The sequence below is a fragment of the Vibrio agarivorans genome, assembly GCF_030409635.1.
Taxonomy (GTDB): domain Bacteria; phylum Pseudomonadota; class Gammaproteobacteria; order Enterobacterales; family Vibrionaceae; genus Vibrio; species Vibrio agarivorans.
This window is the reverse complement of record NZ_JAUFQF010000004.1, coordinates 1955662-1980618: the sequence shown is the minus strand read 5'-3', so window position 1 is coordinate 1980618 and position 24957 is coordinate 1955662. Positions and strand designations below refer to the sequence as shown.

Sequence of the window (24957 nt, the reverse complement as noted above, 5' to 3'; positions counted from 1 at the left end):
ATAGCCGCTTTGCAGGTTATCGCTGTGATGGTAATAAATGAAATTCGATTTAGTGCTATTACATAACCTTCAGTTTGACAAAGTGCTTAGAAACCCAACTTTTCACTTGGTATCGAGACAGTTTAATGCCTCCCTCTAACAGGCTTGCTGGCAGCGCTTCAATATGTTTAGGTTGTTTGAAGTTAACCAAGTGAGTGGCCAAGTGAGCATTAAACTCATCTAGGTTAAAGGTATCACTCGGCTGGATAAGCAGCATCGGACGAGCGCCAAACTGATCGTCTTCGATAGGGACTGTCATCGACTGAATAACGCCTGCAAAACGATTGGCTACTGCCTCGATCTCTTCGCAATGAATATTCTCTCCACCAGAGATAAAGCAGTTATCAGCACGACCATCAATAACCAGATTCCCATTATGATTATGGGCAAGATCTTTGGTATCAAACCAACCATCACTGTCGCCTATTGCGACTAGAGCACCTTGACGATAATAACCCGCAGCAAGCGTCTCCCCTGCTACTTGAACACGATTATCGACTAATCTTAGCTGGCGTAGAGGTAATACTTCCCCAACGCCAACCTCACTATCCACGCGTTTCGCCGTTACGGTTGACGCCATCTCGGTCATGCCATAGCCAAGCCAAGTATCAATACCTTGCCGTTGAGCTTGTATCGCGAGTTCAACAGGGATATGAGCACCACCAAGCAAGACACGTCGTAGTGACGTTGCTATACCTTTTTCTAGTAATCGTTTAAGCTGTGTCGGCACCAATGAGGCATGAGTCACCCCCTCGATATCATGAGTGAGGTTGCCATGTCCCAGCTTTAAACACGCCCCTGCCAACAACCAGCGATGAACAATCGCCAGTCCGGAAACGTGGTACATGGGTAAGCTCAGTAGCCAAGTATCCTCAGGATGAAACTCAAACTTATTGAGTAACCCCTTCGCAGAAGCGGCATGTTGCGCGTAACGATGGACAACCGCTTTTGGGTTTCCCATAGAGCCCGACGTAAAGATAAGACTACTTATATTATCTGCATCGAACGATACGTTGTGCAGGGATGCTTGGCTTCCTGCCTTGGAATTAATTTCGAGAAGGACATAATGTTTAGTCAAGTTCTCACGAACTTCCGCATCCAAAACGCGGAAATCCTCTAGATGAGAAAATACATAACGTCGTTTGAGCTGTGTGTTATCAGGCGAGTACAACTGTTCTAGCTTATTTTGCGTTCGCGACCACGGTTCAGGCATTATCCAAGCGGTTATCGCGCCAAGTTGAATATTGGCCAAATACACCAACAAAGCATCAACGTTGTTTTTGCCCACAATTGTGACAACATCGCCAGCAGTGACGCCTTGTCTTTTTATCTGCGCGGCGATATCAGAGATTTTTTTTGATAACGTCAACCATGTTAAATCGCCATCAGGCGCAGTTAATGCGACCACATCAGGCTTTTGACTCACAAACGTTAACCAAGGTAAACCCTTCATTAGCTCTGCCAAATTAGACTGTGTGCCTGTAACGTATCTAACGGCAGGTCACAACCCGGCCAAGCCACTTCTAACTGACGCTGGAAAAGACCTATTGTATCGAGACCCGGCGTCACCGTCGGCGTTTGCCAAGCAGCAAGACGCGCAATTTGCGTTAACCCTAAGCTAGATTCTAAACTCGAGCTCAATACTGGGCGAATACCCAGTGCGTGCGCCTTTTCAATTAACGCAATACACGACTCTACCGAACCAATAAGTGTTGGCTTGATCACCACGCTTTTTGCGCCAGTGAGATCCTCAAGACGAAAGTCATGCTTTTTAACCGCATCTTGTAGAGTCTCATCCCAAGCAATGGCAATACCAGTTTCAATCGCAAACGTTAGGCTATCACTTGGTTGCTGGCAAGGCTCTTCAAGAAATGAGATACGGCGACGCAATGAGGGCGCAATGTAGTCAGCAAACTTACGTGCCTTATCAAGAGTCCACGCTCGGTTCGCGTCCAAGCGTAGTTTAAGCTCTGGGATAGACTCAAGAAATAGGTTAACGATCATTCCATCACGGATAGGCTCATAGAGACCTACCTTGATTTTAGCTACCTTATCGCCTGTCATTTTCTCTAACACTGGCAGTAACTCATCAGGATCACCCGCACATAGCGGTGCTGCTTGATAATTGCCTTCATCAGGTAACAAGCCCGACAGTTCCATCTGAGCGATAGATAGACCAAACGCGGCGCTCGCTGGCAATTCGGCTAAGTTAAACTCTCCAGTTGCCACCCAGCTCTTACAGGCATCAATCACCACCTGATAAAGTGAATCTAGACTCTCATGACTAAATCCTGGGAGTGGAGCTATCTCCCCCCGCCCTTGGTGAGAACCATCGTTTAGTTCAACCACATAACCGACTCTCTCTGTGAGTTTTTTATCACGTAAAATCACCCCGCTGTCCATAGGAAGTTGATAGAGATAAAGTTTTACAGAACGCATGGGAGCTCCAGCTAGTCGATAGTATAGAAAAGGGTTGAGAGGTTAATCACGAGTGTTGCTCAATCTCGATGCAGCCTCCTAGGAGCAAGGCTCTTTTAGGGGGCTGCTCGTAAGACAAGCCTTTTAGTAGGACAAGGCGTGCCCTTCGGAGTTCAGTTCCGTTTATGGGTTACGCGGGAATTTGTTGAAGTCTGGACGACGCTTTTCGTTAAATGCGTTGCGTCCTTCTTGACCCTCATCCGTCATATAGAACATCATTGTCGCGTTACCCGCTAACTCTTGTAGACCGGCTTGGCCATCACAGTCAGCATTTAGGGCCGCTTTCAAGCAACGAAGCGCCATTGGGCTGTGCTGTAGAGTTTCACGACACCAACGAACCGTCTCTTTTTCTAGATCAGCGACCGGGACAACTGTGTTCACTAAACCCATATCCAGTGCCTCTTGTGCATCATAGAAACGGCACAAGAACCAGATTTCACGTGCTTTCTTTTGGCCAACAATGCGTGCCATGTAAGAAGCGCCCCAACCACCGTCAAATGAACCTACTTTCGGCCCGGTCTGACCGAACTGTGCATTTTCAGCGGCAATTGTAAGATCACACATCATGTGAAGTACATGGCCACCACCGACAGCCCAACCCGCAACAGAAGCAATCACAGGTTTAGGACAGGTGCGGATTTGACGCTGGAAATCCAGCACGTTCAGATGGTGAGTACCAGAATCATCACGATAGCCGCCGTAATCACCGCGAATTTTTTGATCGCCACCAGAACAAAAGGCATCTTCACCTAGGCCTGTCAAAATGATTACACCGACAGACTCATCATAACGTGCATCCGCTAATGCGTTGATCATCTCTTTTACAGTTTGCGGACGAAACGCGTTGCGAACTTGAGGACGTGCAATGGTGATTTTCGCGATCCCATCTTCAGATTTGTGGTAATGAATGTCTTCAAATTCTGCCGTGCAATCTTGCCAGTTAACTGGTGCGTATAGCTCTTCTTCGCTAATTCCGACTGTTTTTGCCATGAGTATTTCCTAGCTAAATTATTGGTTCAGATATTGTTCAATGATTGTTTGAGTATTTGTTCGAGGCTTTATCAGTCTGTGAAAAACGCTCGACTATCGCTCTAAGTGCCTCAGAAAACAGTATTGGGCACTCGTGATGGACGTTGTGTCCTGCCCCCTGCACTATGGTGACTGGAAGTCCACTTTGGGCAGCAAGCTGTTTAAATTTATCGTCTTTCTCGCCGCATAAATACCATATTGGTACTGACTGTTTGCGCAAGTTGGGGAGCAAATAATTTTGATGAGCGAGCGATGTAACGCGTAGCATTGCCCCTATAGACTTCCCAAGGTTATCACTGCGAAGCTTGACCAAAGTTTGTCTTTGGTCATCATTCAGTGAAGAAAACACCCCCTGTCGATACCAATCGTTCAACACTTGCTCAATCGGTTCGCCTTCAAAGCGCTGCGCCCAGCGTTCATCATTGGTATAGCGAGCGGCTCGCTCATCTTGATCACGTAAGCCGAAGTGTGCTCCCTCCACCACACAACCAATAACACTCAGATGAGAAAAAACCTGCTTCGCGAGTCCTTGGAGTAGAATGCGCCCCCCCATAGAGTAGCCCACCAGCACCACTTTGGTTTGCGTGGTCGTATACTTTTTTAGCGTGGTTTCGATAGCACTCAAACAAGAAGGCATATCTTGAGACTTTAGGTGTCGACTCGCTCCAAAACCGGGCAGGTCGATCAACAGGCGCGGGAACTCATCAAAGCTCTTAACGCTCTCCAGCCAGTCCTCACTACTCCCCAAAAAGCCATGTAGAAACACCAATAGAGGTAATGGGCCTCTATTGGTGTTTTTTGTGGCAGATAGATAACGGCTATAGAGCATTCAGCTTCGCTATTAGCGCTTTTAGCTGCTCGGAGGCTTGATTGGGCGGAGTGGTGACTTCAACTAACAGCGTGCCTTCGCCATGTTGAATGTGCTTTGCCACATTGTGCTCAAGTTGAGCCATCGTTGATACGTTTTCGTATCCCAGATTGAATTGCGCAGCGGCATGTTGAAAATCAAAGCCATGAGGCATTTGATACAAACGTAATTTTTGCTGCTCTGGTACAGGTAACAGGTCAAAAATAGCGCCACCATCATTGTTGGTCACGAGTACAACATTCGCGATCCTCGTCTTTGACAATAGAGCTAATGAGTTAAGGTCGTGCAATAGGGAAGTATCACCCAATAGACAGATCATCGGTTTTTGGATGTGTGCATGTACGCCTGCCATCGTAGCAACGAGTCCGTCAATACCTGACGCTCCGCGATTGGTGTAAACCTGTTGCCCTTGCGCAAAGCCGACCATATCAATCAAGCGAACAATCATGCTGTTGCCAATGAACACATCCGAAGCGTGCTTTTGTTGCGTTATCCAGCGCGCAACTGAGAGCTCAGTGGCTTGTTCACTATCACAGTAATGCTCAACCTGCTGCTGAACGCTTATATGCCATGTAAAATCAAAATCATACCAAGGCGAACGATGCCCTTCGATACGATCATTGAGCAGCGCAAGCCAACCATCAATCGAGGTAATAAGGCGATTTTGCGGTACATGATCTGGGTTGAGGCGTTGATGTGAGGCACTCACAACTTTATATGTAACACCGTATTCTCGCACTTGTTGGGCTATCCACTGGTTCAAACGTTTTGAAACAACACGGTCACCAAGCTGAACAATGCACTCACACCCTTGCAGTACTTGCTGCCCTTTTTCAGTTTGTAGCCATAAATCATAATGGCGCCAGTTGCTGCTCACGCCCGATTGGGGATCGCTTAACACTGGCCAGCCTATCTGCTCGGCCAAGCGCTTGGCATTCGTCGCCTGTTCGGGCTTCAATCGTCCTAACACTAACACGCCACGCTTGTGAGCCAATGACCAATCAAGTGTCGCACTCACATCACGGTGCTCTATCTTGCAGTAAGAGCTGGTGCTGTTAAGCCAATTTTGTAATTCTGGATACCCTGCTAGCTGAAGCTCTGTATCCACCTCACCATAAAGCGGCTCGGGAAACGGACAATTAATGTGAATTGCTCCGCCAAATTCTCGCTGTTCAAACATCGCGTGATCAATGGTTGATAGCAGCCAGGTGTACGATGTATTTGGACTCGGTAGAAACAGGTTTTGCGTAACGTGTTGGGAGAAAATGCCACTTTGATTGATTGCCTGATTAGCACCACAATCAATCAGCTCTTGTGGCCTGTCAGCGGTTAAGACCACCAGTTTTTCGCTGGTTAAACCAGACTCAACAATCGCTGGGAGCAAGTTCGCTACTGCTGTGCCTGATGTGACAATCACTGCCACAGGCTGTTCGCTGGTTTTTGCTAGCCCTAGTGCAAAAAAGCCTAAACCGCGCTCATCGAAATGGGTATGCACCGACAATGACGGATGAAGATCAGCCTCTAGCGTTAATGGCGTTGATCGTGAGCCGGGAGCAATACAAACATCCTTGACACCTAATCGAGACAACTCCTCAAGAAGGACACGACACCAAGTCCGGTTGAGTGTCGATTGATGTGTACTCACTGATAAACTCCTACATCTTCGGTTTTTTCATCAACGAGCAAAGTCAGCAACGTTGACAACTTCTTGTCTAATTCTAGCCACTCATGATCAGCTTGTGAGCCAGGTACAATGCCTGCCCCGGCGAATAAATGAATGGCTTGTTCTACTACGAGCGCACTACGAATGGCCACGCAAAATTCCGCTTTTTCATGACTTAAATAGCCGACTGAACCGGCATACCAACCGCGAACAAAGGGTTCGTTTTCTTCGATAAATTGCATAGACGAATGCCGAGGGAGTCCTGCTACCGCAGCGGTCGGCTGCAATGCGTTGAGTAACTCAACCCCTTTCACGTCGTCTTTCAAGTTGGCATATATCGCGCGTTTTAGATGCTGAACTCGACGCAAGCGAATCAATTTGGCCTGCTCCTCAACATGGACACTGTCTGTAAGCCCATCTAAACGTTCTAGAATGTCATCAACCACAAACTGGTTTTCGTTGAGGTTTTTCACATCCCCACTGAGCCAATTTGCTAACGCGTGATCCTCATCGGCTGACTGACCTCGACCAATCGTTCCAGCTAACGCTTCAGTATTCAGCACTCGACCTAAGCGGCGATATAAACGCTCTGGCGTTGAACCGATAAAACTGTGCTCCGCGTCCATCGCGAACAGAAAATGAAAACTATTGTGGTTAGATTTTCGGCTCAATTTGATTATCTGAGCTGCTGAAACTTTGTCTTTCAGTTCTAGTGTTGTCTTGCGCGCTAAAACCACCTTTTTGAACTTATCATCATCAATGTCACGCAACGCCTTATCAACTAACTGAACCCACTGTGCCTTTTCAGGACAATGCGTTGAGACAGCAACATCCACTTTTGGGGTCCCAAGAGGCGAGAAATTCAACACCAAAGAACGCAGGGCTTTAATCGCGTCACTTTTGGAGCGATTACAGTTAACGACTAGGGTCAGTTGCCCATCTTTTGCGATCAGTTCGATAATGGGCAAAAAGAACAACGAAGATAAACATCGCTTGCTACTCTTTGCAGAAGGAGAGAACGCGCGTCCCCCCCACACTCTCTGTTGCTCACCAAGAATAGTGTAAGCCGGAGCAGGGTGCTGAAAGGTGTACATTTGGCCTAACGCCACGACCTGTTCGGTATCGTCACGATCTTGCCAATAAAATTTTGGATAAAGAGATTGAGCGTCGAGCCAGTCCACTAATTCATCTTGCTTTAAAGCCCACCTTTGCCCAATAGACTGTGCAAATCGCACTTGCCCATCGGCGTTGGCTTCAATCTGACTAATTAAGGTTGCTATGGCAGTCGCGAAATCCAATTCGGTGTCCTCATCGCTCTAACATTGACGTTTGATGTTCAAAAGTCGCTGAGTGATCAACGGCTAACGTCTTGACGGCGATATCTCTTTTCTATTAATAGAACGCTAATGTATTGATTGCATCGATTCAAATCAAGAGAAGTACTCGGTTTCAAGATCAAACGCCGCATATTTGTTCCAATTTGCTCATGATTCAAGCGACTCGCAACCTATCTGTGTTGCTGCAATTTTATCAAATAGCACAATCTTGTAGATTTTTATTCTATCAAGCTCCGGTTTTATATGGTTTAATAATGAAAACGGTTAGTTATTCAGGGTTAAACAATGCAAAATATCGGCATGTCGAGCAAACTCGATAATGTATGCTATGACATACGTGGGCCAGTACTTAAACATGCTAAAAAAATGGAGGAAGAGGGGCATAAAATTCTTAAGCTGAATATCGGCAACCCAGCTCCATTTGGTTTTGATGCCCCAGATGAAATCCTCGTTGACGTTATACGCAACCTACCGACTTCTCAGGGTTATTGTGACTCTAAAGGTATCTACTCAGCACGTAAGGCTGTGGTTCAGCACTATCAGAAAAAAGGGATTCACAGTCTCGATGTCGAAGATGTTTACATCGGTAACGGTGTTTCTGAGCTGATCGTGATGGCAATGCAAGCCTTACTCAACAACGGCGACGAAATGCTTGTACCTTCGCCTGACTATCCACTCTGGACTGCATCAGTTGCTCTGTCAGGTGGCAAAGCCGTCCATTATATGTGCGATGAAGAGGCCGACTGGTACCCTGACTTGGATGATATTCGCAGCAAAATTACACCCAAAACGCGCGGTATTGTCATAATTAACCCGAACAACCCAACCGGCGCTGTCTATAGTCGCGATTACCTACTCGATATCATTGAGATTGCGCGTCAGCATAAGCTGATCATTTTTGCTGATGAAATTTACGATAAAGTCCTTTACGACGGTACGGTTCATACCTCTATCGCGACACTAGCAGATGATGTACTGGTGGCGACCTTCAATGGCTTGTCGAAAGCCTATCGTGTCTGTGGCTTTCGTGGTGGTTGGATGTTCTTTACCGGTCCAAAACATCTCGCACAGGGCTATATCAATGGTGTAGACATGCTCGCCTCTATGCGACTGTGTGCCAACGTCCCCATGCAGCATGCCATTCAAACCGCACTCGGTGGGTATCAAAGCATCAACGAGCTGATTCTTCCTGGCGGGCGCTTGCTTGAACAGCGTGACAAAGCCTACGAGTTGATCAACCAAATTCCGGGGGTCTCTTGTGTTAAGCCAAAAGGTGCGATGTACCTATTCCCGAAAATTGATACTAAGCGCTACAGCATTAAAGATGACCAAAAAATGGTACTTGATTTCTTGATTCAAGAAAAAGTGCTACTCGTACAAGGAACGGGCTTTAACTGGCCAAAACCGGATCACTTCCGAATCGTGACACTGCCACATATCGATGATTTGGAAACCGCAATTGGCCGCTTTGAGAGATTCTTGTCTACTTATTCACAATAAGGCGCTAACATTAAGATAATCAATCGGTTTGTACATGCGCTATGTACATTGACTTTATAAAACAAAGGCACTCGTTTGAGTGCCTTTGTTGTTTTACACCACAGCATGATTACGACTGTTGGAGGGAGACATGGAAACCAGTCATTTTTTCGCCCACTTAGCACGCATGAAGCTTATTCAGCGTTGGCCGTTGATGCGTTCGGTATCTGTAGAAAACATCTCAGAGCATAGCCTACAGGTCGCCTTTGTGGCGCACGCGCTCGCGGTGATTAAGAACAAAAAATTTTCCGGCAAGTTAAACCCTGAACGTATTGCATTACTGGGCATGTATCATGACACCAGTGAAGTGCTCACCGGAGATTTGCCGACCCCAGTTAAATACTACAACCCCGAGATCGCGAAAGAGTATAAAAAGATTGAAGCTGCTGCCGAGCAAAAGCTGCTCTCAATGCTGCCCGAAGAGTTTCAACAAGACTTCGCTCCCTTTCTGATTTCTCACGACGCTCATCCAGAAGACGCACTTATCGTTAAACAAGCCGATACACTCTGTGCTTATCTTAAATGCCTAGAGGAGATAGCCGCTGGAAATCACGAGTTTGAGTTAGCGAAAAAACGCTTGGATATTACCCTCAATGAGCGAAAAACGGATGAAATGACCTATTTTCTCGAAGTTTTTGTGCCTAGTTTCAATTTGTCACTCGATGAGATAACGTAACCCCATACGCTGCATAATAAAAAGGATACCGCTGTTATGCCAATGAGCCTTCTATGGAATGACCGCCACGACGACGAGCATAAGATTCGCCGCGATGATCATCGCAGTCCTTTTCAACGAGATCGCGCTCGAATTCTTCACTCTGCGGCTTTTCGCCGCCTGCAAGCCAAAACTCAAGTGCATGGTAGCAGCATCGACGACTTCCATCGCACTCGGCTGACTCATTCCCTCGAAGCGGCTCAATTGGGCTCCGGTATCGTGGCTCAAATTAAGAAAAAGCAACCCGATGCTCGCGAGTTGTTGCCATCTGATTCTTTAATCGACGCGATCTGCCTTGCGCATGACATCGGTCATCCTCCATATGGCCATGGCGGTGAGATTGCCCTCAACTACATGATGCGCGAATACGGGGGTTTTGAGGGTAATGCTCAAACGTTTCGCATTGTCACCAAGCTTGAACCTTATACCGAACAGTTTGGTATGAACCTCTCAAGGCGTACCCTACTTGGCTTAATTAAATATCCAACCCTCCTTACTCATGCAAGGCGCGAAATTACGCCCAGTGCACCACCCTCACCTCGTCAAATCAAAGCCAAAGACTGGATGCCAGCTAAAGGCATATACGATTGTGACCAAGCCATATTCGACTGGGTTTGCCAGCCATTAAGCGACCAAGATAAAGCTCTGTTTTCATGCTTTCGCGATAACCCAAGCCCAGAGTCGACCCATCATAAGACACTCTACAAGTCATTAGATTGCTCGATTATGGAGTTGGCTGACGATATCGCCTATGGCGTGCACGATCTCGAGGATGCTATCGTGCTTGGCATGGTCTCACGACAACAGTGGCAAGAAGCGGCTGCGACTCTATTAGCTGAGTGCGAAGATGAGTGGTTTGAAAAGCACATCAATTCCGTCAGCGACATGCTCTTTTCTGGTCATCACTACCAGCGCAAGGATGCTATCGGCGGTATGGTCAATGCTCTATTGACGAGCATCTCTTTAGAGTGTGTTGATAAACGCTTTGACAGTGACTTATTGGCTTACAATGCCGTATTAACACGACCAATGGCGATTGCACTCGATATTCTCAAGCGCTTTGTCAGCCAATATGTGATTCAAGTACCCGATGTTCAGGTTGCCGAATATAAAGGACAGCAGATCATTATGGACTTGTTTGAAGCCTTAAGTGCCGATCCCGAGCGCCTGCTGCCCATCAATCAGCAACAGTTATGGCGGCAAGCAGATGACAACAAACAGCAAATGCGGGTTATCTGTGATTATATCGCTGCGATGACTGATGGTCGGGCGAAAAGACTCCACCAGCAGATGTTCTCAGCGCACCTCTAATAATTGAGAGATCACACCAAGTACCCAGGGGTTTTCAAAGACAAGCAGGTTATTTTGATAAGTAATTTCGTTCAAACACACCAGGTGGCATTTGATCGATCTGAAACTGAATCATCTGCTTGAAAGCATCAACCAACGGCACGAAATTCGTGTTCGGCTCGAGAATGGACAGAGCATGATAGCCCGCTTCAACGGTTGAGAGCGCATTGTCGGATGGCGCTTTACGAATTTGATATTCACCTTTTAAGCTCTTCGGTAGAGCCACACACGGTACTGAGTGTAAATTTTTAGATAACTGCCACATCTTGTAGGCTTTTTTCCAAGTGCCATCAAGAAGAATTACTCGGTATTTCATCTCAGGCGCAATCTGTGACGCAAATTGAGTGAGATCTACCGCCAGCTCGCTCGGGTAAAGAATAGCGTGCTGATAGCGCTTATCAGCAAGCAAGAGATTAAGCTGCTCATGCTGCGAAAAATCTTCGCCAATAAACAGATGAGTCCGAGCCAGTGACAAATCAAGAATGCGAGCACTACCAAGTGGATGATTTTGTTCTGATTCATGCTGTAATATGATCAGTTCTACGCTGGCATCAATGGAGACTATGTACTCACAGATGCACGCTTGGTTGGCTTTTCCACACTGGTGGCAATAACGTGAATCATGGGATAACTGGTGAGACATAAACTAAAACCCTACCTCTTTGTGATGTCTGTAAGCATCGTTGTGTGTTTGCTGCAGCTGGAATACCCGCAATCTTACGCAATTTGGCAACGACAATACATAGTAGATGGCCAATGGTGGCGTGTTGTCTCTGGTCACTTTACCCATACTAATCACTATCACTTGCTGATGAATCTTGCAGCATTATGGGTTATGACGTTTATTTTTAAACCTCAGCCTCGAAGTTTAGCTGTGGTTTTTACTGCCTCATCCATCATCATTGGTTTGCTTAACTTTCTTACGCCAGTTCAAGAATATGCCGGCCTTTCCGGTGTTCTTCATAGCGTCTTTGCCTATTTCGCGCTGAATGAAGCTCTAAACGGCTTAAAAAGCAGTTGGTTACTGGTTGCAGGTATTGTCGCAAAAGTTGCATGGGAGCAGTTATACGGCGCTTCAGAGAGCACTGCTCAACTCATTCAAGCATCAGTTGCTGTGGATGCGCATATGTTTGGGGTGGTTGTGGGGTTGCTGTTGGCGATATGGAGGTTGAAGGATTAAGGATTAAGGATTAAGGATTAAGGATTAAGGATTAAGGATTAAGAAGAATACAGAGTTCAGAATACAGAGGGTAAAGTCGTATTCTATATTCTGTCACTTACCCTAAACCTACCTGGTTCGATCCTCTAACTTCAATCCTCCAAGCGCAGCGCCCCTCTCTAAAAACAAAAAGAGAAGCCGAAGCTTCTCTTTTTAATCATTGACTAACATAGTCTTGGATTAGTTGTTTTTAATCCACTCATCCATGTCAGTTTTAAGGTTGTCAGATTTCGTACCAAAGATAGCTTGGACACCACCTGCTACAACTACTACGCCTGCTGCGCCTAGTTGTTTTAGTTTGTCTTGGTCAACCGCTTCAGTGTCAGCAACTGCGACACGTAGACGAGTGATACATGCGTCAAGACCAGTGATGTTTGCTTTGCCGCCGAATGCAGAAACTAGTTCAGCTGCCATTTCAGAACCTTGAACTGCGCTAGCAGATTCTTCTTCATCTTCACGACCTGGTGTTTTTAGATCCATTGCTTTGATTGCAGCGCGGAATACTACGTAGTAGATAGCTGCGTAAACAAGACCAACAGCAACCATCAGACCCATCTTCTGAGCGTTACCAGAAAGAACTAGGAAGTCGATTAGACCGTGTGAGAATGAAGTACCGTGAACAAAGCCTAGAGTGTTAGCTACAACGTATGCAGAGCCCGCTAGTAGAGCGTGGATTCCGTATAGTACTGGAGCAACGAATAGGAATGAGAATTCGATTGGTTCAGTGATACCTGTTAGGAAAGACGTTAGAGCAGCAGATACCATGATACCCATTACTTTCGCGCGGTTCTCTGGCTTAGCAGAGTGAGCGATAGCAATTGCAGCAGCAGGAAGGCCGAACATCTTAAACATGTAACCACCAGCTAGCTGACCGAAGCCATTACCAGCAGCACGTGAAGCTTCATCAGCCACTAGATAACAAGTAAGAACACCGTTGTTCGCTTCGCCTGCAGCGTTCACACAAGAACCCGCTTTGAAGAAGAACGGTACGTTCCAAACGTGGTGAAGACCGAACGGAATTAGAGAACGCTCGATGATACCGTAGATACCAAATGCAACTTGTGGGTTCTGTTCAGCAGCCCAGTGTGAGAATGCACCGATACCAGCGCCGATTGGTGGCCAGATAATAGAAAGCACGATACCAAGACCAATCGCAGCGAAACCAGTGATGATTGGCACTGCACGCTTACCAGCGAAGAAGCCTAGGTACTCTGGAAGTTGAATTTTGAAGAAACGTGCAAATGCCCAAGCAGCCACACCACCGACAAGGATACCACCTAGAACGCCTGTATCGATTTTATCAACACCCATTACGCCAGCCATCACTGATAGAGTAGCAGCCATGATGCCGTAACCAACAATTGCAGCTAGACCTGCAACACCATCGTTGTTAGTGAAGCCTAGTGCAACACCCACAGCGAATAGAAGTGGCATTTGGCCAAATACTGAACCACCAGCTTGTTCCATTAGGTTCGAAACGATTTCTGGGATAAAACCAAGGTTGGCTGCACCAACACCCAGCAAGATACCTGCGACCGGAAGAACTGATACTGGCAGCATCAAAGACTTACCGACTTTTTGCAGGTTTGCAAAAAGGTTCTTAAACATAGTTATGCTCCTGATAAAGTTATTGTAATTACTGAGTCCTAACGGCACACCCCCGTAGCCTTCTGATGTTAGCACCCAATGAAAATGTAACCACTTATTGCATTATATTTTCCGGCTCTAAATATATATTGACCCCTCTCTCATTTTCTAGCGAACAACGAAATTTAATTCCAAAGTACTATTTAGATCACAATAAATAATCGCAAAAATCCATGACCATTTTATTGCATAAACTCATATATTCAGTAACTTACAACCAGATGACATTAATTTTACTGCGTAAATAAATCCACCCGAAAACATATTTTTCGCTACAAATTTACATTTCTGGAAAACGCTTACTTTCTCAGCAACAGTGTGAGCGATAATTAAACCAAATTATGGAAACTTGATATGACGCAAAAAAAAGAGCGCTTGAAAGCGCTCTTGATTTGTTAAATTATTTTCTATCGCAAAAAAAGATTTCTGAAGTTATTGCTGGTGATTTCACCAATCTCGCTCAAAGAGACCCCTTTTAGCTGCGCGATATAAGCCGTAACCTCAACAACATACGCTGGCTGGTTCTCTTTTCCGCGGTGAGGAACCGGTGCCAAGTAAGGAGAGTCCGTCTCAATAAGCAGTCGTTCTAGCGGAACCGCTTTCACTACTTCTTTTAGTTCCGTAGCTTGTCTAAACGTCACGATCCCAGAGATAGAGATATAAAAGCCGAGCGCCATCGCTTGCTGCGCAAAGTCGAGATCTTCTGTAAAACAGTGGATCACACCACCACATTTATCCGCGCCGTATTCACGTAAGATAGCTAACGTGTCTTCTCGAGCTTGTCTTGTGTGGATGATTAGCGGCTTATTCAGTTCAACCGCTACCTTCACTTGTTCTATAAATCGAGCTTTTTGTAGCTCCGCTGTTTCGGGCTGATAGTGATAATCTAACCCTGTTTCTCCAATGGCAACCACTCGGTCATTCTGAGCATATTGTTTGAACTGCTCTAGATTGAAATCACTTTCGACATCGAGGGGATGAACACCGCAGGACACATGCACCTGAGAAAACGGCTCAATTAAGGCCAACATCTTAGGAAAAGAGGCCATTGTGACACCAACAGAAAGAAACTCAGTAACGTTCGCTTGTTCTGCTTTTGCAATCACATCACCAACATCAAGGTGCAAATCATCGTAATTTAGTTTGTCTAAATGACAGTGTGAATCTATAAACATGAAACTCTCTTAAAACGCCATCAACCAGTCTAAGGTTAACAACTCTCTATTTAGGCCAGAATGGTCATGAAATTGCTTAAGCAGCTGAACAAGTGCATTCGTTTGTGAGTATAGCTTATCACTTCTAGTTAACTCTCCAACACGACGTGCCCCGGGCAACGTCCCTTCACTCTCTATGCCAAATAACTGTTTTTGCGCATCGGTCAACAGATACCACAGCCAGGTTAATCCCTGTGTATAATCGTCAGAAAGCAACTTAGCGGCATCATGCCACGCAAACAGGGTATTGATTTCGAGTGCTTGTAACAATGCTTGCTCAAGCTTGTGATACGAAGCAACCTTCTTATCATCGATCAGCTGTCGTGCGTTTAATGGAGATCCTCCAGCTAGGCGCAGCGCAAGATCGAGATCTTTGTCTCCTGCCTCATTCAACAACCATTGCTTAGCTTGCTGGTGTGGTGGTATCGCTACAGACCACTGCTGACAGCGACTAATAATGGTTGGAAGTAGCTGATTAACCTTTTCGACACTCAATACATAAGAGCAACTTTCCGACGGCTCTTCGAGTGACTTCAGCAAAGCATTTGCTGCTGACTCTGTCATTGCGTCAGCCTGATCAATCCAGATAACGCGAACACCTGAAAGCTGTGAGCTTTGTTGAGCCCACTGCTGACATTGGCGAATTTGATCAACTGAAATCGATTTACCGACCTCAATAGGAGCAAGCTTATGAAAATCTGGATGAGTGCCGGCATCAAACAGATCGCAGCTATGACAGAATCCACAAGGCTCATCGTTGGATGATTTGCACAGCCGTGTTTTCGCCAATAGTTTAACCAGCTGATCGATTCCCATACCAGCTTGCGCGCTGAGGAGTATCGCTTGCGAAAAGTTATCTTGTTCAAGGGTAGGTTGCCACTGCTTCCACAGTGGCTCTATCCACGGATACAGTGTGGTCACACCGACTCCTTGTTTAACCACTCGAGAAGAGCGGCTTCAATATCGGCACCCACGGCTTCAATGCTTTGGCTAGCGTCAATCACGATAACCGTTTTATCGTTTCGCGCTAAGCTCAAGTATCGTTCGCGCGTTCGTTCGAAAAAGCTGATGTCCATTTTTTCAATCCGATCCAACTCTCCTCGCCCACGAGCTCGCTCTAAGCCAACACGAGGATCAATATCCATGTAGATCGTTAAATCTGGACGAAAACCCCCAAGAGAAATATCACGCAATGCCGACATGGTTTCAGCAGCAATGCCACGGCCACCACCTTGATACGCCTGAGAAGACATATCGTGACGGTCGCCAACCACCCATGCGCCACTTGCCAACGCTGGTTTGATTTTGTTTTCAACTAATTGAACACGAGCGGCATACATCATGAGCAACTCTGTGGTATCGATCAGAGCTTCACCTTCATGTTCTTGTTTGACAAGGGTACGCAACGCTTCCGCTAGCTTGGTGCCACCTGGCTCTCGAGTCTGCTCAATTTGGCTCACCCCATGCATTGACAGTGTATCCAACACACGCTGGATCGCAGTGCTCTTTCCCGCGCCTTCAAGACCCTCAATGACAATAAATTTTGCTTGGCTCATTATTTACTTCTTATGTGTTTTAAGTAGGCACGGACAGCGCGATTATGCTCCGCCAGCGTCTTTGAGAATACGTGTCCACCTTTGCCGCTGGCGACAAAGTAAATATAGTCGCTCTCTTCAGGGTTTAGTGCTGCATGAAGAGAAGCAGTACCCACCATCGCAATGGGTGTGGGTGGCAGGCCATTAATAATATAGGTGTTGTAAGGTGTCGGTGTATCTAACCCCTTACGGCCAATACGCCCTTGGTATTTATCACCCATACCGTAAATCACCGTTGGGTCAGTTTGCAGTCTCATGCCGCGATTAAGGCGATTAACAAAGACCGCCGACACTAAACCACGTTCCTCTGCAACCGAGGTCTCTTTTTCAATAATTGAAGCGAGAATCAGGGCCTCATAAGGCGTTTTCAACGGAAGTTTTGGTTGCTTAGACTGCCAAAAGTTATCGAGATTTTGCTGTAGAGAACGATGGGCACGGCGCAGAATATCTAGATCACTGGTACCATGGGTATAATTGTACGTTTCCGCCAAAAATAGCCCTTCTAATTTATCGCGTTCAACACCCAGACTTTTGGCGATCTCAGCTTCGCTCATCTCAGTCGTTACCAACTCTAAACCCTGAGCATCCTTGAGTAACACTCGCCACTCATCGAAACGACTGCCCTCAACGAAAGTAATCGAGTATTGGTGCTCTTTACCCGACACAACGAGCTCTAACATGTTCTGCAGAGACATAGTTTCATCAATAGCAAACGTACCGACTTTAATGTCGACTAACTCTGGATGTAAACGACGTACTAAACGGCTAAACGGTGACGGCTCAATCCAGTTTGCATCGAGCGCTTGATTAATGACGCTGTTGATATTAGCGCCACGACGGACCTGCAGGATCTCTTGCTGCTCAATTTGTAGTGGTTGAGCAAGAAACTGATTTAACTGTTGCTGTGCGTAATAGAAAGCGCCACCCGCAAGGGCAGCCAACAGCAATATAAAGAAAACAAATTTTTTTAACACGACATATAACTCTTGCGTAGTTGTTCAGCGAGGTTAGAAAATGAGAAAGCATGTTGCTCGATTTTCCGCACGGGCGCAATGCCCAATACCGCATTGGTGATATAGACCTCATCCGCTTCGAGCAAAGATTGCATTTTGTAGCGACTTAACTCAACGCTCAGCCCAAGGTCTGCTGCACGCGCTAGCATATAATTACGCGCAGTGCCTTCAACGCCTGCACGGTCAATTTTCGGTGAAAAAAGACACTCGCCCTTACGCCAAATCAGATTAGCCATGGTGGTTTCCGTCACGTATCCGTCAAGGTCGCACACAATACCATCAGCAAATCCTGCTTGGTCCATTTCTGATTTGAGTAAAACTTGTTCCAGGCGATTATTGTGCTTAATTCCCGCAAGCAACGGGTTGATGCCTAACGTCTGGTGACAAATCCCCAGTTCAACACCTTGCTCAAACCACTCTAAATAATGCTTCGGGTAAGCAAAGCCACTAACAGTGACGAGCGTATTTTGACATCCAAGCGGGCTATATCCTCTGCCACCTGAGCCGCGGCTGACGTGTACCTTAATACCTGAAAGGCTATCAGAAGGCGCGCGCTTTAAGGCTGAACCAATCCAAGCGCTCACCAAATGCCAATCTGGCGGAGTAATGTGAAGTCGAGATAGGCCTGCGATCAATCGCTGTTGATGAGCATCCCAATGAATGAGTTTCTGATCTTTAACTAATACAGTGGTAAACACGCCGTCACCATACTGAAAAGAACGGTCAGTCACATTCGTAGTATCGCGCGGCTCACCATTAATCCAAATCATTCACCTATTCCCTTATGACAGATAAAACAAAACGGCTCAATGCTAAAGCATCAAGCCGTTGGTAGACAAGTGTCAGAGACCTTGATTAGATTTTCTTGAAGATCAATGAACCGTTTGTGCCACCGAAGCCGAACGAGTTACACAGAGCATATTCCATGTTTACATCGCGAGCGACGTGAGGAACTAGATCAATGTCTAGGCCCTCTTCTGGGTTGTCTAGGTTGATCGTTGGCGGTACTTTTTGGTCTACAAGTGACATCACTGTGATGATCGCTTCTGCAGAACCTGCTGCGCCAAGTAGGTGGCCCGTCATAGACTTAGTTGAAGAGACAAGTACTTGCTTAGCCCCCTCTTCACCTAGAGCACGCTTGATGCCTTTGATCTCAGCAACATCGCCAGCCGGTGTCGACGTACCGTGTGCGTTTACATAGCCAACTTGAGTACCTTCGATACCCGCATCACGCATTGCCGCTTCCATCGCAAGTGCACCACCAGAACCGTCTTCGCTTGGTGACGTCATGTGGTAAGCATCACCTGACATACCGAAACCAACCAGTTCAGCGTAAATTTTTGCACCGCGCGCTTTAGCGTGTTCGTACTCTTCTAGTACCATCACACCTGCACCGTCACCCAGTACAAAGCCATCGCGCTCTTTATCCCAAGGACGTGACGCTTTTTGCGGCTCATCATTACGAGTCGAAAGCGCTTTTGCAGCGCCAAAACCCGCCATGCCTAGTGGCGTGGATGCTTTTTCAGAACCACCACAAACCATTGCCTCTGCATCGCCGTATGCAATCATACGAGCAGCGTGGCCAATGTTGTGAAGACCTGTTGTACACGCCGTTGCGATCGCGATATTCGGACCACGCAAACCACGCATAATAGAGAGATTACCTGCAACCATGTTAACGATAGTTGAAGGAACAAAGAATGGGCTAACTTTACGTGGACCTTTTTCTACTAGTGCTGTGTGTGCAGTTTCGATTAGGTCTAAGCCGCCAATACCAGAGCCAATTGCAACACCGACGCGGTGTGCGTTTTCTTCGTTAACTTCTAGCCCAGAGTCATCCAGTGCTTGGATGCCAGCTGCGATACCGTATTGGATAAATAAATCCATTTTACGTGCATCTTTTTTAGACATGTACTCAGTGCAATCGAAGTCTTTTACAAGACCTGCAAAACGAGTGGCAAAATTTTCGGTATCAAAGTGCTCGATATTTACGATACCACTTTGACCTTCTAGCAGGGCTTTCCATGAAGATTCTACAGAGTTGCCAACTGGTGACAACATACCCATGCCAGTGACAACGACGCGACGCTTGGACACGATCTTATTCTCCGGGATGTAAATTGGTTCTAAGAGGGGTTAGAAGAGAGTATAAAAAACACAGGCGGCCAGATGGCCGCCTGGGAGAGTATCTTACTGAGCGCTGTTTACGTAGTCGATTGCAGCTTGAACAGTAGTGATTTTCTCTGCTTCTTCATCAGGAATCTCAGTGTCGAATTCCTCTTCTAGAGCCATAACTAGCTCTACAGTGTCTAGAGAATCTGCACCTAGATCGTCAACAAAAGAAGCTTCGTTTTTAACTTCTGCTTCGTCTACACCTAGCTGTTCAACAATGATTTTCTTTACGCGTTCTTCGATGTTGCTCATTTTTCTTTTCCTTTACAGATGTCGCCTAAATGCGATGTTTCCGTAGTTTATTAGAACTATTGAAAGTTGCAAGGGGGACCTTGCTGGTCAAACCACAATTTTAGCGATTTTAACCGAAATTCAGCTCATTTTTGACATATATCATGCACATTTTATGTGCAGACCTTGACTAAAACTTGGCAAGTTTAGCGTAACAATGTGAAGTTTAGCCAAACTCAACCAACTTTAGCACTAAACCATGTACATGCCACCATTTACATGCAATGTTTCACCCGTTATGTAGGCTGCTTCAGGAGAAGCTAAGAATACTACGGCTGAGGCAATCTCTTTCGGGTCACCCAAACGACCTGCTGGTACGTTCGACAGAGTTGCCGCACGTTGCTCATCATTTAGCGCCTTAGTCATGTCGGTTTCAATGAAACCTGGTGCTACCGTGTTCACTGTTACACCGCGTGAAGCCACTTCACGTGCCATCGACTTAGTAAAGCCAATCACACCCGCTTTCGCCGCCGCATAGTTTGCTTGGCCAGCGTTACCCATCGTACCCACAACAGAGCCAACGTTGATAATACGACCCGCACGTTTCTTCATCATGCCACGAAGCACCGCTTTCGACATACGGAAGATTGGCGTTAGGTTTGTATCGATGATGTCATCCCACTCGCTGTCTTTCATGCGCATAAGTAGGTTGTCACGTGTGATACCCGCGTTATTCACTAGGATATCAATGGCACCAAACTCTTCGTTGATGGTTATTAATGTCGCTTCAATCGATTCAACGTTTGTTACGTTCAGTGCTAGGCCTTTACCATTATCACCTAAGTATTCACTGATCGCTGCAGCGCCACCTTCCGATGTTGCCGTACCAATAACCTTTGCGCCACGTTCAACAAGTAGCTCAGCGATTGCACGACCAATACCACGGCTTGCACCCGTTACTAGAGCAACTTTGCCCTCTAGATTCATCATACTCTTAATCCTTTATTACGATTTCACTGCATCTAGAGATGCAACATCGTTAACTGCAGCCGCAGTTAACGACTTAACGATACGTTTTGTTAGACCCGTTAGAACTTTGCCAGGACCAAGCTCGAGTAGCTTCTCTACGCCTTGCTCATTCATTAGCTGTACGCCTTCGGTCCAACGAACTGGGTTGTATAGCTGGCGTACAAGCGCATCTTTAATTTTCGCAGGGTCTGTCTCTGCGATAACATCAACGTTGTTGATCACAGGGAGCGCTGGTGTATTAAATTCGATATCTTCAAGCGCAATTGCAAGCTTGTCAGCTGCAGGCTTCATTAGCGCACAGTGTGAAGGCACAGATACTGGCAGTGGAAGTGCACGTTTCGCACCAGCTTCTTTACAAAGTGCTCCAGCACGCTCTACCGCAGATTTATTGCCCGCGATAACCACTTGACCAGGCGAGTTAAAGTTCACTGGAGAAACCACTTCACCTTGCGCTGCTTCTTCACACGCTTGAGCAATCGCATCATCAGCAAGACCAATGATCGCATACATTGCACCAACGCCCGCAGGGACTGCCTCTTGCATAAGTTGACCACGAAGCTCAACCAGTTTAATCGCTTGTTTAAAGTCAATGACGCCTGCACACACTAGTGCTGAGTATTCACCGAGGCTGTGACCAGCCAAGTTCGCAGGTTGCTCTAGACCCAGTTCTTGCCAAACACGCCAGATAGCAACTGATGAAGCAAGAAGTGCTGGTTGAGTGCGGAATGTCTGATTGAGATCTTCCACTGGACCATTTTGAACCAAGGCCCACAGGTCGTAACCAAGCGCGTCAGAAGCTTCAGCAAAAGTTTGCTTAACCACATCATATTGTTCGCCAAGTTCAGCAAGCATACCAACCGCTTGAGAACCTTGACCTGGGAATACAATCGCAAAGTTGCTCATGTCTTATTTCCTTAAAAACTGTCAATAGAGGCTCTTTAAGAGCCCAGATCCTAAAACTTAACTAGGGCACTGCCCCAAGTAAATCCGCCACCAAACGCTTCAAGAAGAAGGGTTTGACCGCGCTTAATTCGTCCATCACGAACCGCTTCGTCGAGTGCCGTTGGAACGGTCGCTGCCGAAGTATTCCCATGACGGTCTAAGGTGATCACCACTTGATCGAGTGGCATCGCTAATTTCTTCGCTGTCGCGGAAATAATGCGCAGGTTTGCCTGATGGGGAACAAGCCAATCAAGCTCTGATTTATCCATGTTGTTCTCTTTCAGTGTTTCTTTCACCAATCGAGAAAGCTGAGTCACCGCAACTTTGAATACTTCATTGCCCGCCATGTGTAGCCAGCTGTTGATGTCGTCACTGTGCTCAAAGCTACCCGGCATGTCATCACTACGATTCGGGTATTTCAGGCTTAGAAGATCACCAAAACGACCATCTGCATTGATGGTTGTTGATAAAATGCCTGGCTCTTCACTTGCACCAACAACAACTGCACCTGCCGCATCACCAAATAAAATGATGGTTGAGCGGTCAGTAGGGTCGCACGTTTTTGATAATGCATCTGCACCAATCACAAGAATATTTTTACAATGCCCTGTTTTGATATATTGGTCAGCAACCGATAGAGCATAAACAAAACCTGAACACGCTGCTGCCATATCGAATGCTGGACAGTGCTTGATGCCCAACAGTGCTTGAACCTGACACGCCGCTGATGGGAACGCATGAGAGCCACTGGTTGTCGCGACAAGAATCATATCGATATCATTCTTATCGATACCCGCCATCTCAATGGCATTCTCCGCCGCGTGATGAGCCATGTCAGCCACGGTTTCATTTTCTGCAGCAATACGACGCTCTTTGATACCCGTACGAGTAACAATCCATTCATCGCTTGTCTCTACCATTTTCTCTAGGTCTGCGTTTGAACGCACCTGAGATGGCAGGTAGCTGCCTGTACCTAAAATTTTGCTATACATGAAGACTAATAATGCCTCTCGAGTAATACCGCTTCCAGACGATCGCTGATGCGGCTCGGAATCTGTCGTTTCACCTCGTGTACTGCCTCGCCTATGGCATTTTCAAAAGCAGTAACATCGGCACTTCCATGACTTTTAATGACAATGCCGCGCAATCCTAGCAAACTTGCACCGTTATACTGGTCGGGGTTCAGTGTTTTTAATTCTTTAAACAAGTCAGGGAGTAACCTACGAAGCAACCAACCACGAATTGACGAACTTGCCATCCAGTTTTTTAGCTTATCGACAAACAGTTGCGCTGTACCTTCACAGGTTTTCAGACAAACGTTACCGACAAAGCCATCACACACTATCACATCTGCTTTGTCATTAAAGATCTGATTCCCTTCAATGTAACCGATGTAATTGATTCCATCCGCTTGAGACAGCATTTCAGCGCAGCGTTTAACTAAATCATTACCTTTAATTTCTTCCGCGCCGATATTCAAGATTGCGACACGCGGGTGTGCAGTATGGGCGGTTTCTGCGAGTGCACTACCCATCACGGCAAATTGAAACAGGGAATCTGCGTCGCTAGAGATGTTCGCTCCTAAGTCCAACATCCAAGTTCGCTTGTTGCCAGCGGTCGGAAGCGCGGAGACTAATGCAGGTCGGTCGATACCAGGAAGAAGTTTGAGTTTAAAGCGAGACAGTGCCATCAATGCACCGGTATTGCCGGCACTGACCACGGCTCCCGCCTCACCTTGGGCCACTAGTTCTAGGCATACAGCCATTGAGCTTTGCTGGAAATGCCTTAGGGCAACAGAAGGTTTTTCGTTGTTAGAGATGACTTGATCTGTATGACGAATGCTCAGCCTAGCGTGCTCGCTAATGCCAAGTTTTAGGAGTTGTGCGGAAATCAGGGATTGATCACCGACTAAGATCACTTTTAGCGTTGGGAAATGCGACAGTGCCTGCACGGAGGCAGGCACTGTAACGCGAGGACCGAAGTCCCCGCCCATTGCATCAAGTGCAACGGTTAAATTTTGCAAAGGTCAACCTTACTTGTTGATAACCTTTTTGCCACGGTAGTAACCTTCAGCAGTTACGTTGTGACGTAGGTGAGTTTCACCTGAAGTTGCGTCTACAGATAGTGCTGCTGTAGTTAGTGCATCGTGTGAACGACGCATGCCACGCATTGAACGTGATTTCTTGCTCTTTTGTACGGCCATTGACCCTACTCCTATGTTAGAACTTAAAGAATTACTTCTTTAGGCTTTTTAAAACATCGAATGGATTCGGTTTCTCTTCCACAATCTCTTCTGGAATTTCACCAAACACCAAATTGTTTGAATTAACGCTACAGTCCGCTTCGTCATGCATCGCAATTTGCGGCAATTCGAGGATAAACTCATCTTCAACTAGCTGTATAAGATCTAATTCACCGTACTCGTTAAGATCTACCAAATCGTACTCTTCCGGTGCTTCCTCTTCACTCTTCTCGCTATAGTAGGGAGTATAAGTGAATTGGATTTCACACAAATGTGTGAATATCTCATTACAGCGTTGACATTCAAGATCGACTTCGATGTTAGCTTTACCAGAGATAACAACAAGTCGCTGTTCATCAAGCCCAAATGATACTTTGACGTTTGCGTCGCGTTTTACGCCTTCAGTAGTTTCCAATAAACGCTTAAAAAGACTTGCTTGGATGATGCCATCGTAATCAAGACGTTTTTGAGCAGTTTTTGCTGGATCTACCGTTCGCGGTAATTTTACCTTTTGCATAGGGCGCGAATATTATCTCCCAATTCAAAATTAGTCAAAGGAAAAGGGAAAAAACTTAGAGTTTTTTTGCCTTCCCCTAGCGTATTAGCGGCATGAGCGATATTGTCTCTAATTCGTT

Annotated in this window: 25 protein-coding genes; 4 read left to right on the top strand and 21 right to left on the bottom strand. The window is 46.3% G+C overall.

Translation table 11 applies throughout. The features are described 5' to 3' along the window. Positions 1-58 precede the first annotated feature (58 nt). The 6 genes from menE to QWZ05_RS17675 all read right to left on the bottom strand — a co-directional run bounded on the left by menE (position 59) and on the right by QWZ05_RS17675 (position 7375). Entirely contained in the window at positions 59-1492 is a 1434-nt protein-coding gene (gene menE, locus QWZ05_RS17700; RefSeq protein WP_264877085.1) for an o-succinylbenzoate--CoA ligase, read from the bottom strand. Then, positions 1492-2478 carry an o-succinylbenzoate synthase gene (menC, locus tag QWZ05_RS17695; RefSeq protein WP_290299772.1) on the bottom strand — a complete coding sequence of 329 codons (987 nt, stop codon included), beginning with the start codon at positions 2476-2478 and terminating at the stop codon, positions 1492-1494. Before menC ends, menE begins: the two co-directional genes overlap by 1 nt. A 162-nt stretch (positions 2479-2640) precedes the next feature. Then, on the bottom strand, positions 2641-3507 hold the full coding sequence (gene menB, locus QWZ05_RS17690; protein ID WP_264877083.1) for a 1,4-dihydroxy-2-naphthoyl-CoA synthase: 867 nt from the start codon (positions 3505-3507) through the stop codon (positions 2641-2643). A gap of 37 nt (positions 3508-3544) precedes the next feature. Then, complete coding sequence (gene menH, locus QWZ05_RS17685) at positions 3545-4375, bottom strand: 2-succinyl-6-hydroxy-2,4-cyclohexadiene-1-carboxylate synthase (RefSeq protein WP_290299770.1); 831 nt, start codon at positions 4373-4375, stop codon at positions 3545-3547. Continuing rightward, positions 4365-6059: a 2-succinyl-5-enolpyruvyl-6-hydroxy-3-cyclohexene-1-carboxylic-acid synthase gene (gene menD, locus QWZ05_RS17680; protein ID WP_290299768.1), complete on the bottom strand. Its 1695-nt coding sequence runs from the start codon at positions 6057-6059 to the stop codon at positions 4365-4367. Before menD ends, menH begins: the two co-directional genes overlap by 11 nt. Continuing rightward, positions 6056-7375 carry an isochorismate synthase gene (locus QWZ05_RS17675; protein ID WP_373875567.1) on the bottom strand — a complete coding sequence of 440 codons (1320 nt, stop codon included), beginning with the start codon at positions 7373-7375 and terminating at the stop codon, positions 6056-6058. Before QWZ05_RS17675 ends, menD begins: the two co-directional genes overlap by 4 nt. A 324-nt stretch (positions 7376-7699) precedes the next feature. On the opposite strand from QWZ05_RS17675, the gene QWZ05_RS17670 reads away from it, so the two are divergent. The 3 genes from QWZ05_RS17670 to QWZ05_RS17660 all read left to right on the top strand — a co-directional run bounded on the left by QWZ05_RS17670 (position 7700) and on the right by QWZ05_RS17660 (position 10979). Further along, the gene (locus QWZ05_RS17670) at positions 7700-8914 is read left to right on the top strand and encodes a pyridoxal phosphate-dependent aminotransferase (protein ID WP_290299766.1); all 1215 of its coding nucleotides are present in this window, start codon (positions 7700-7702) and stop codon (positions 8912-8914) included. 130 nt (positions 8915-9044) lie between these two features. Continuing rightward, positions 9045-9629 (top strand): 5'-deoxynucleotidase, encoded by a 585-nt coding sequence (yfbR, locus tag QWZ05_RS17665; protein WP_264877079.1) that lies wholly within the window; start codon positions 9045-9047, stop codon positions 9627-9629. Positions 9630-9665: 36 nt separating this feature from the next. Then, on the top strand, positions 9666-10979 hold the full coding sequence (locus tag QWZ05_RS17660) for an anti-phage deoxyguanosine triphosphatase (protein WP_290299764.1): 1314 nt from the start codon (positions 9666-9668) through the stop codon (positions 10977-10979). Between the two features lie 49 nt (positions 10980-11028). On the opposite strand, the gene QWZ05_RS17655 is transcribed toward QWZ05_RS17660, so the two are convergent. Then, positions 11029-11661, bottom strand: a complete 633-nt coding sequence (locus tag QWZ05_RS17655) for a tRNA-uridine aminocarboxypropyltransferase (RefSeq protein WP_290299762.1) — start codon at positions 11659-11661, stop codon at positions 11029-11031. Positions 11662-11685: 24 nt separating this feature from the next. Here QWZ05_RS17655 and rrtA point away from each other — a divergent pair, with 24 nt between their 5' ends. Beyond that, the gene (gene rrtA / locus QWZ05_RS17650; RefSeq protein ID WP_290300821.1) at positions 11686-12198 is read left to right on the top strand and encodes a rhombosortase; all 513 of its coding nucleotides are present in this window, start codon (positions 11686-11688) and stop codon (positions 12196-12198) included. 219 nt (positions 12199-12417) lie between these two features. On the opposite strand, the gene ptsG is transcribed toward rrtA, so the two are convergent. The 14 genes from ptsG to yceD form a co-directional block, all read right to left on the bottom strand. Then, positions 12418-13845, bottom strand: a complete 1428-nt coding sequence (ptsG, locus tag QWZ05_RS17645) for a PTS glucose transporter subunit IIBC (RefSeq protein ID WP_290299760.1) — start codon at positions 13843-13845, stop codon at positions 12418-12420. Positions 13846-14291: 446 nt separating this feature from the next. Beyond that, entirely contained in the window at positions 14292-15059 is a 768-nt protein-coding gene (locus tag QWZ05_RS17640; protein ID WP_290299757.1) for a TatD family hydrolase, read from the bottom strand. A 9-nt stretch (positions 15060-15068) separates the two neighbouring features. Then, on the bottom strand, positions 15069-16019 hold the full coding sequence (holB, locus tag QWZ05_RS17635) for a DNA polymerase III subunit delta' (protein ID WP_290299755.1): 951 nt from the start codon (positions 16017-16019) through the stop codon (positions 15069-15071). Continuing rightward, positions 16016-16654 carry a dTMP kinase gene (tmk, locus tag QWZ05_RS17630; RefSeq protein WP_264877073.1) on the bottom strand — a complete coding sequence of 213 codons (639 nt, stop codon included), beginning with the start codon at positions 16652-16654 and terminating at the stop codon, positions 16016-16018. Before tmk ends, holB begins: the two co-directional genes overlap by 4 nt. After that, complete coding sequence (mltG, locus tag QWZ05_RS17625; protein ID WP_390216857.1) at positions 16654-17667, bottom strand: endolytic transglycosylase MltG; 1014 nt, start codon at positions 17665-17667, stop codon at positions 16654-16656. The genes tmk and mltG overlap by 1 nt, the downstream gene beginning before the upstream one ends. Further along, positions 17661-18476 carry an aminodeoxychorismate lyase gene (gene pabC, locus QWZ05_RS17620; RefSeq protein WP_264877072.1) on the bottom strand — a complete coding sequence of 272 codons (816 nt, stop codon included), beginning with the start codon at positions 18474-18476 and terminating at the stop codon, positions 17661-17663. Before pabC ends, mltG begins: the two co-directional genes overlap by 7 nt. Positions 18477-18561: 85 nt before the next feature. Continuing rightward, complete coding sequence (gene fabF, locus QWZ05_RS17615; protein WP_264877071.1) at positions 18562-19803, bottom strand: beta-ketoacyl-ACP synthase II; 1242 nt, start codon at positions 19801-19803, stop codon at positions 18562-18564. Between the two features lie 93 nt (positions 19804-19896). Beyond that, a complete protein-coding gene (gene acpP, locus QWZ05_RS17610) occupies positions 19897-20130 on the bottom strand; it encodes an acyl carrier protein (protein ID WP_004406112.1) in 234 nt (77 codons plus the stop codon). A 231-nt stretch (positions 20131-20361) separates the two neighbouring features. After that, positions 20362-21096, bottom strand: a complete 735-nt coding sequence (fabG, locus tag QWZ05_RS17605) for a 3-oxoacyl-ACP reductase FabG (RefSeq protein ID WP_290300817.1) — start codon at positions 21094-21096, stop codon at positions 20362-20364. An 18-nt stretch (positions 21097-21114) separates the two neighbouring features. Beyond that, on the bottom strand, positions 21115-22041 hold the full coding sequence (fabD, locus tag QWZ05_RS17600; RefSeq protein ID WP_264877062.1) for an ACP S-malonyltransferase: 927 nt from the start codon (positions 22039-22041) through the stop codon (positions 21115-21117). Positions 22042-22091: 50 nt separating this feature from the next. Further along, entirely contained in the window at positions 22092-23072 is a 981-nt protein-coding gene (locus QWZ05_RS17595) for a beta-ketoacyl-ACP synthase III (protein WP_264877061.1), read from the bottom strand. Positions 23073-23077: 5 nt separating this feature from the next. Next, a complete protein-coding gene (gene plsX / locus QWZ05_RS17590; RefSeq protein WP_290299748.1) occupies positions 23078-24103 on the bottom strand; it encodes a phosphate acyltransferase PlsX in 1026 nt (341 codons plus the stop codon). Between the two features lie 9 nt (positions 24104-24112). After that, positions 24113-24283: a 50S ribosomal protein L32 gene (rpmF, locus tag QWZ05_RS17585; protein ID WP_004414666.1), complete on the bottom strand. Its 171-nt coding sequence runs from the start codon at positions 24281-24283 to the stop codon at positions 24113-24115. A gap of 31 nt (positions 24284-24314) precedes the next feature. Next, positions 24315-24839: a 23S rRNA accumulation protein YceD gene (gene yceD, locus QWZ05_RS17580; protein ID WP_264877059.1), complete on the bottom strand. Its 525-nt coding sequence runs from the start codon at positions 24837-24839 to the stop codon at positions 24315-24317. Positions 24840-24957 lie beyond the last annotated feature (118 nt).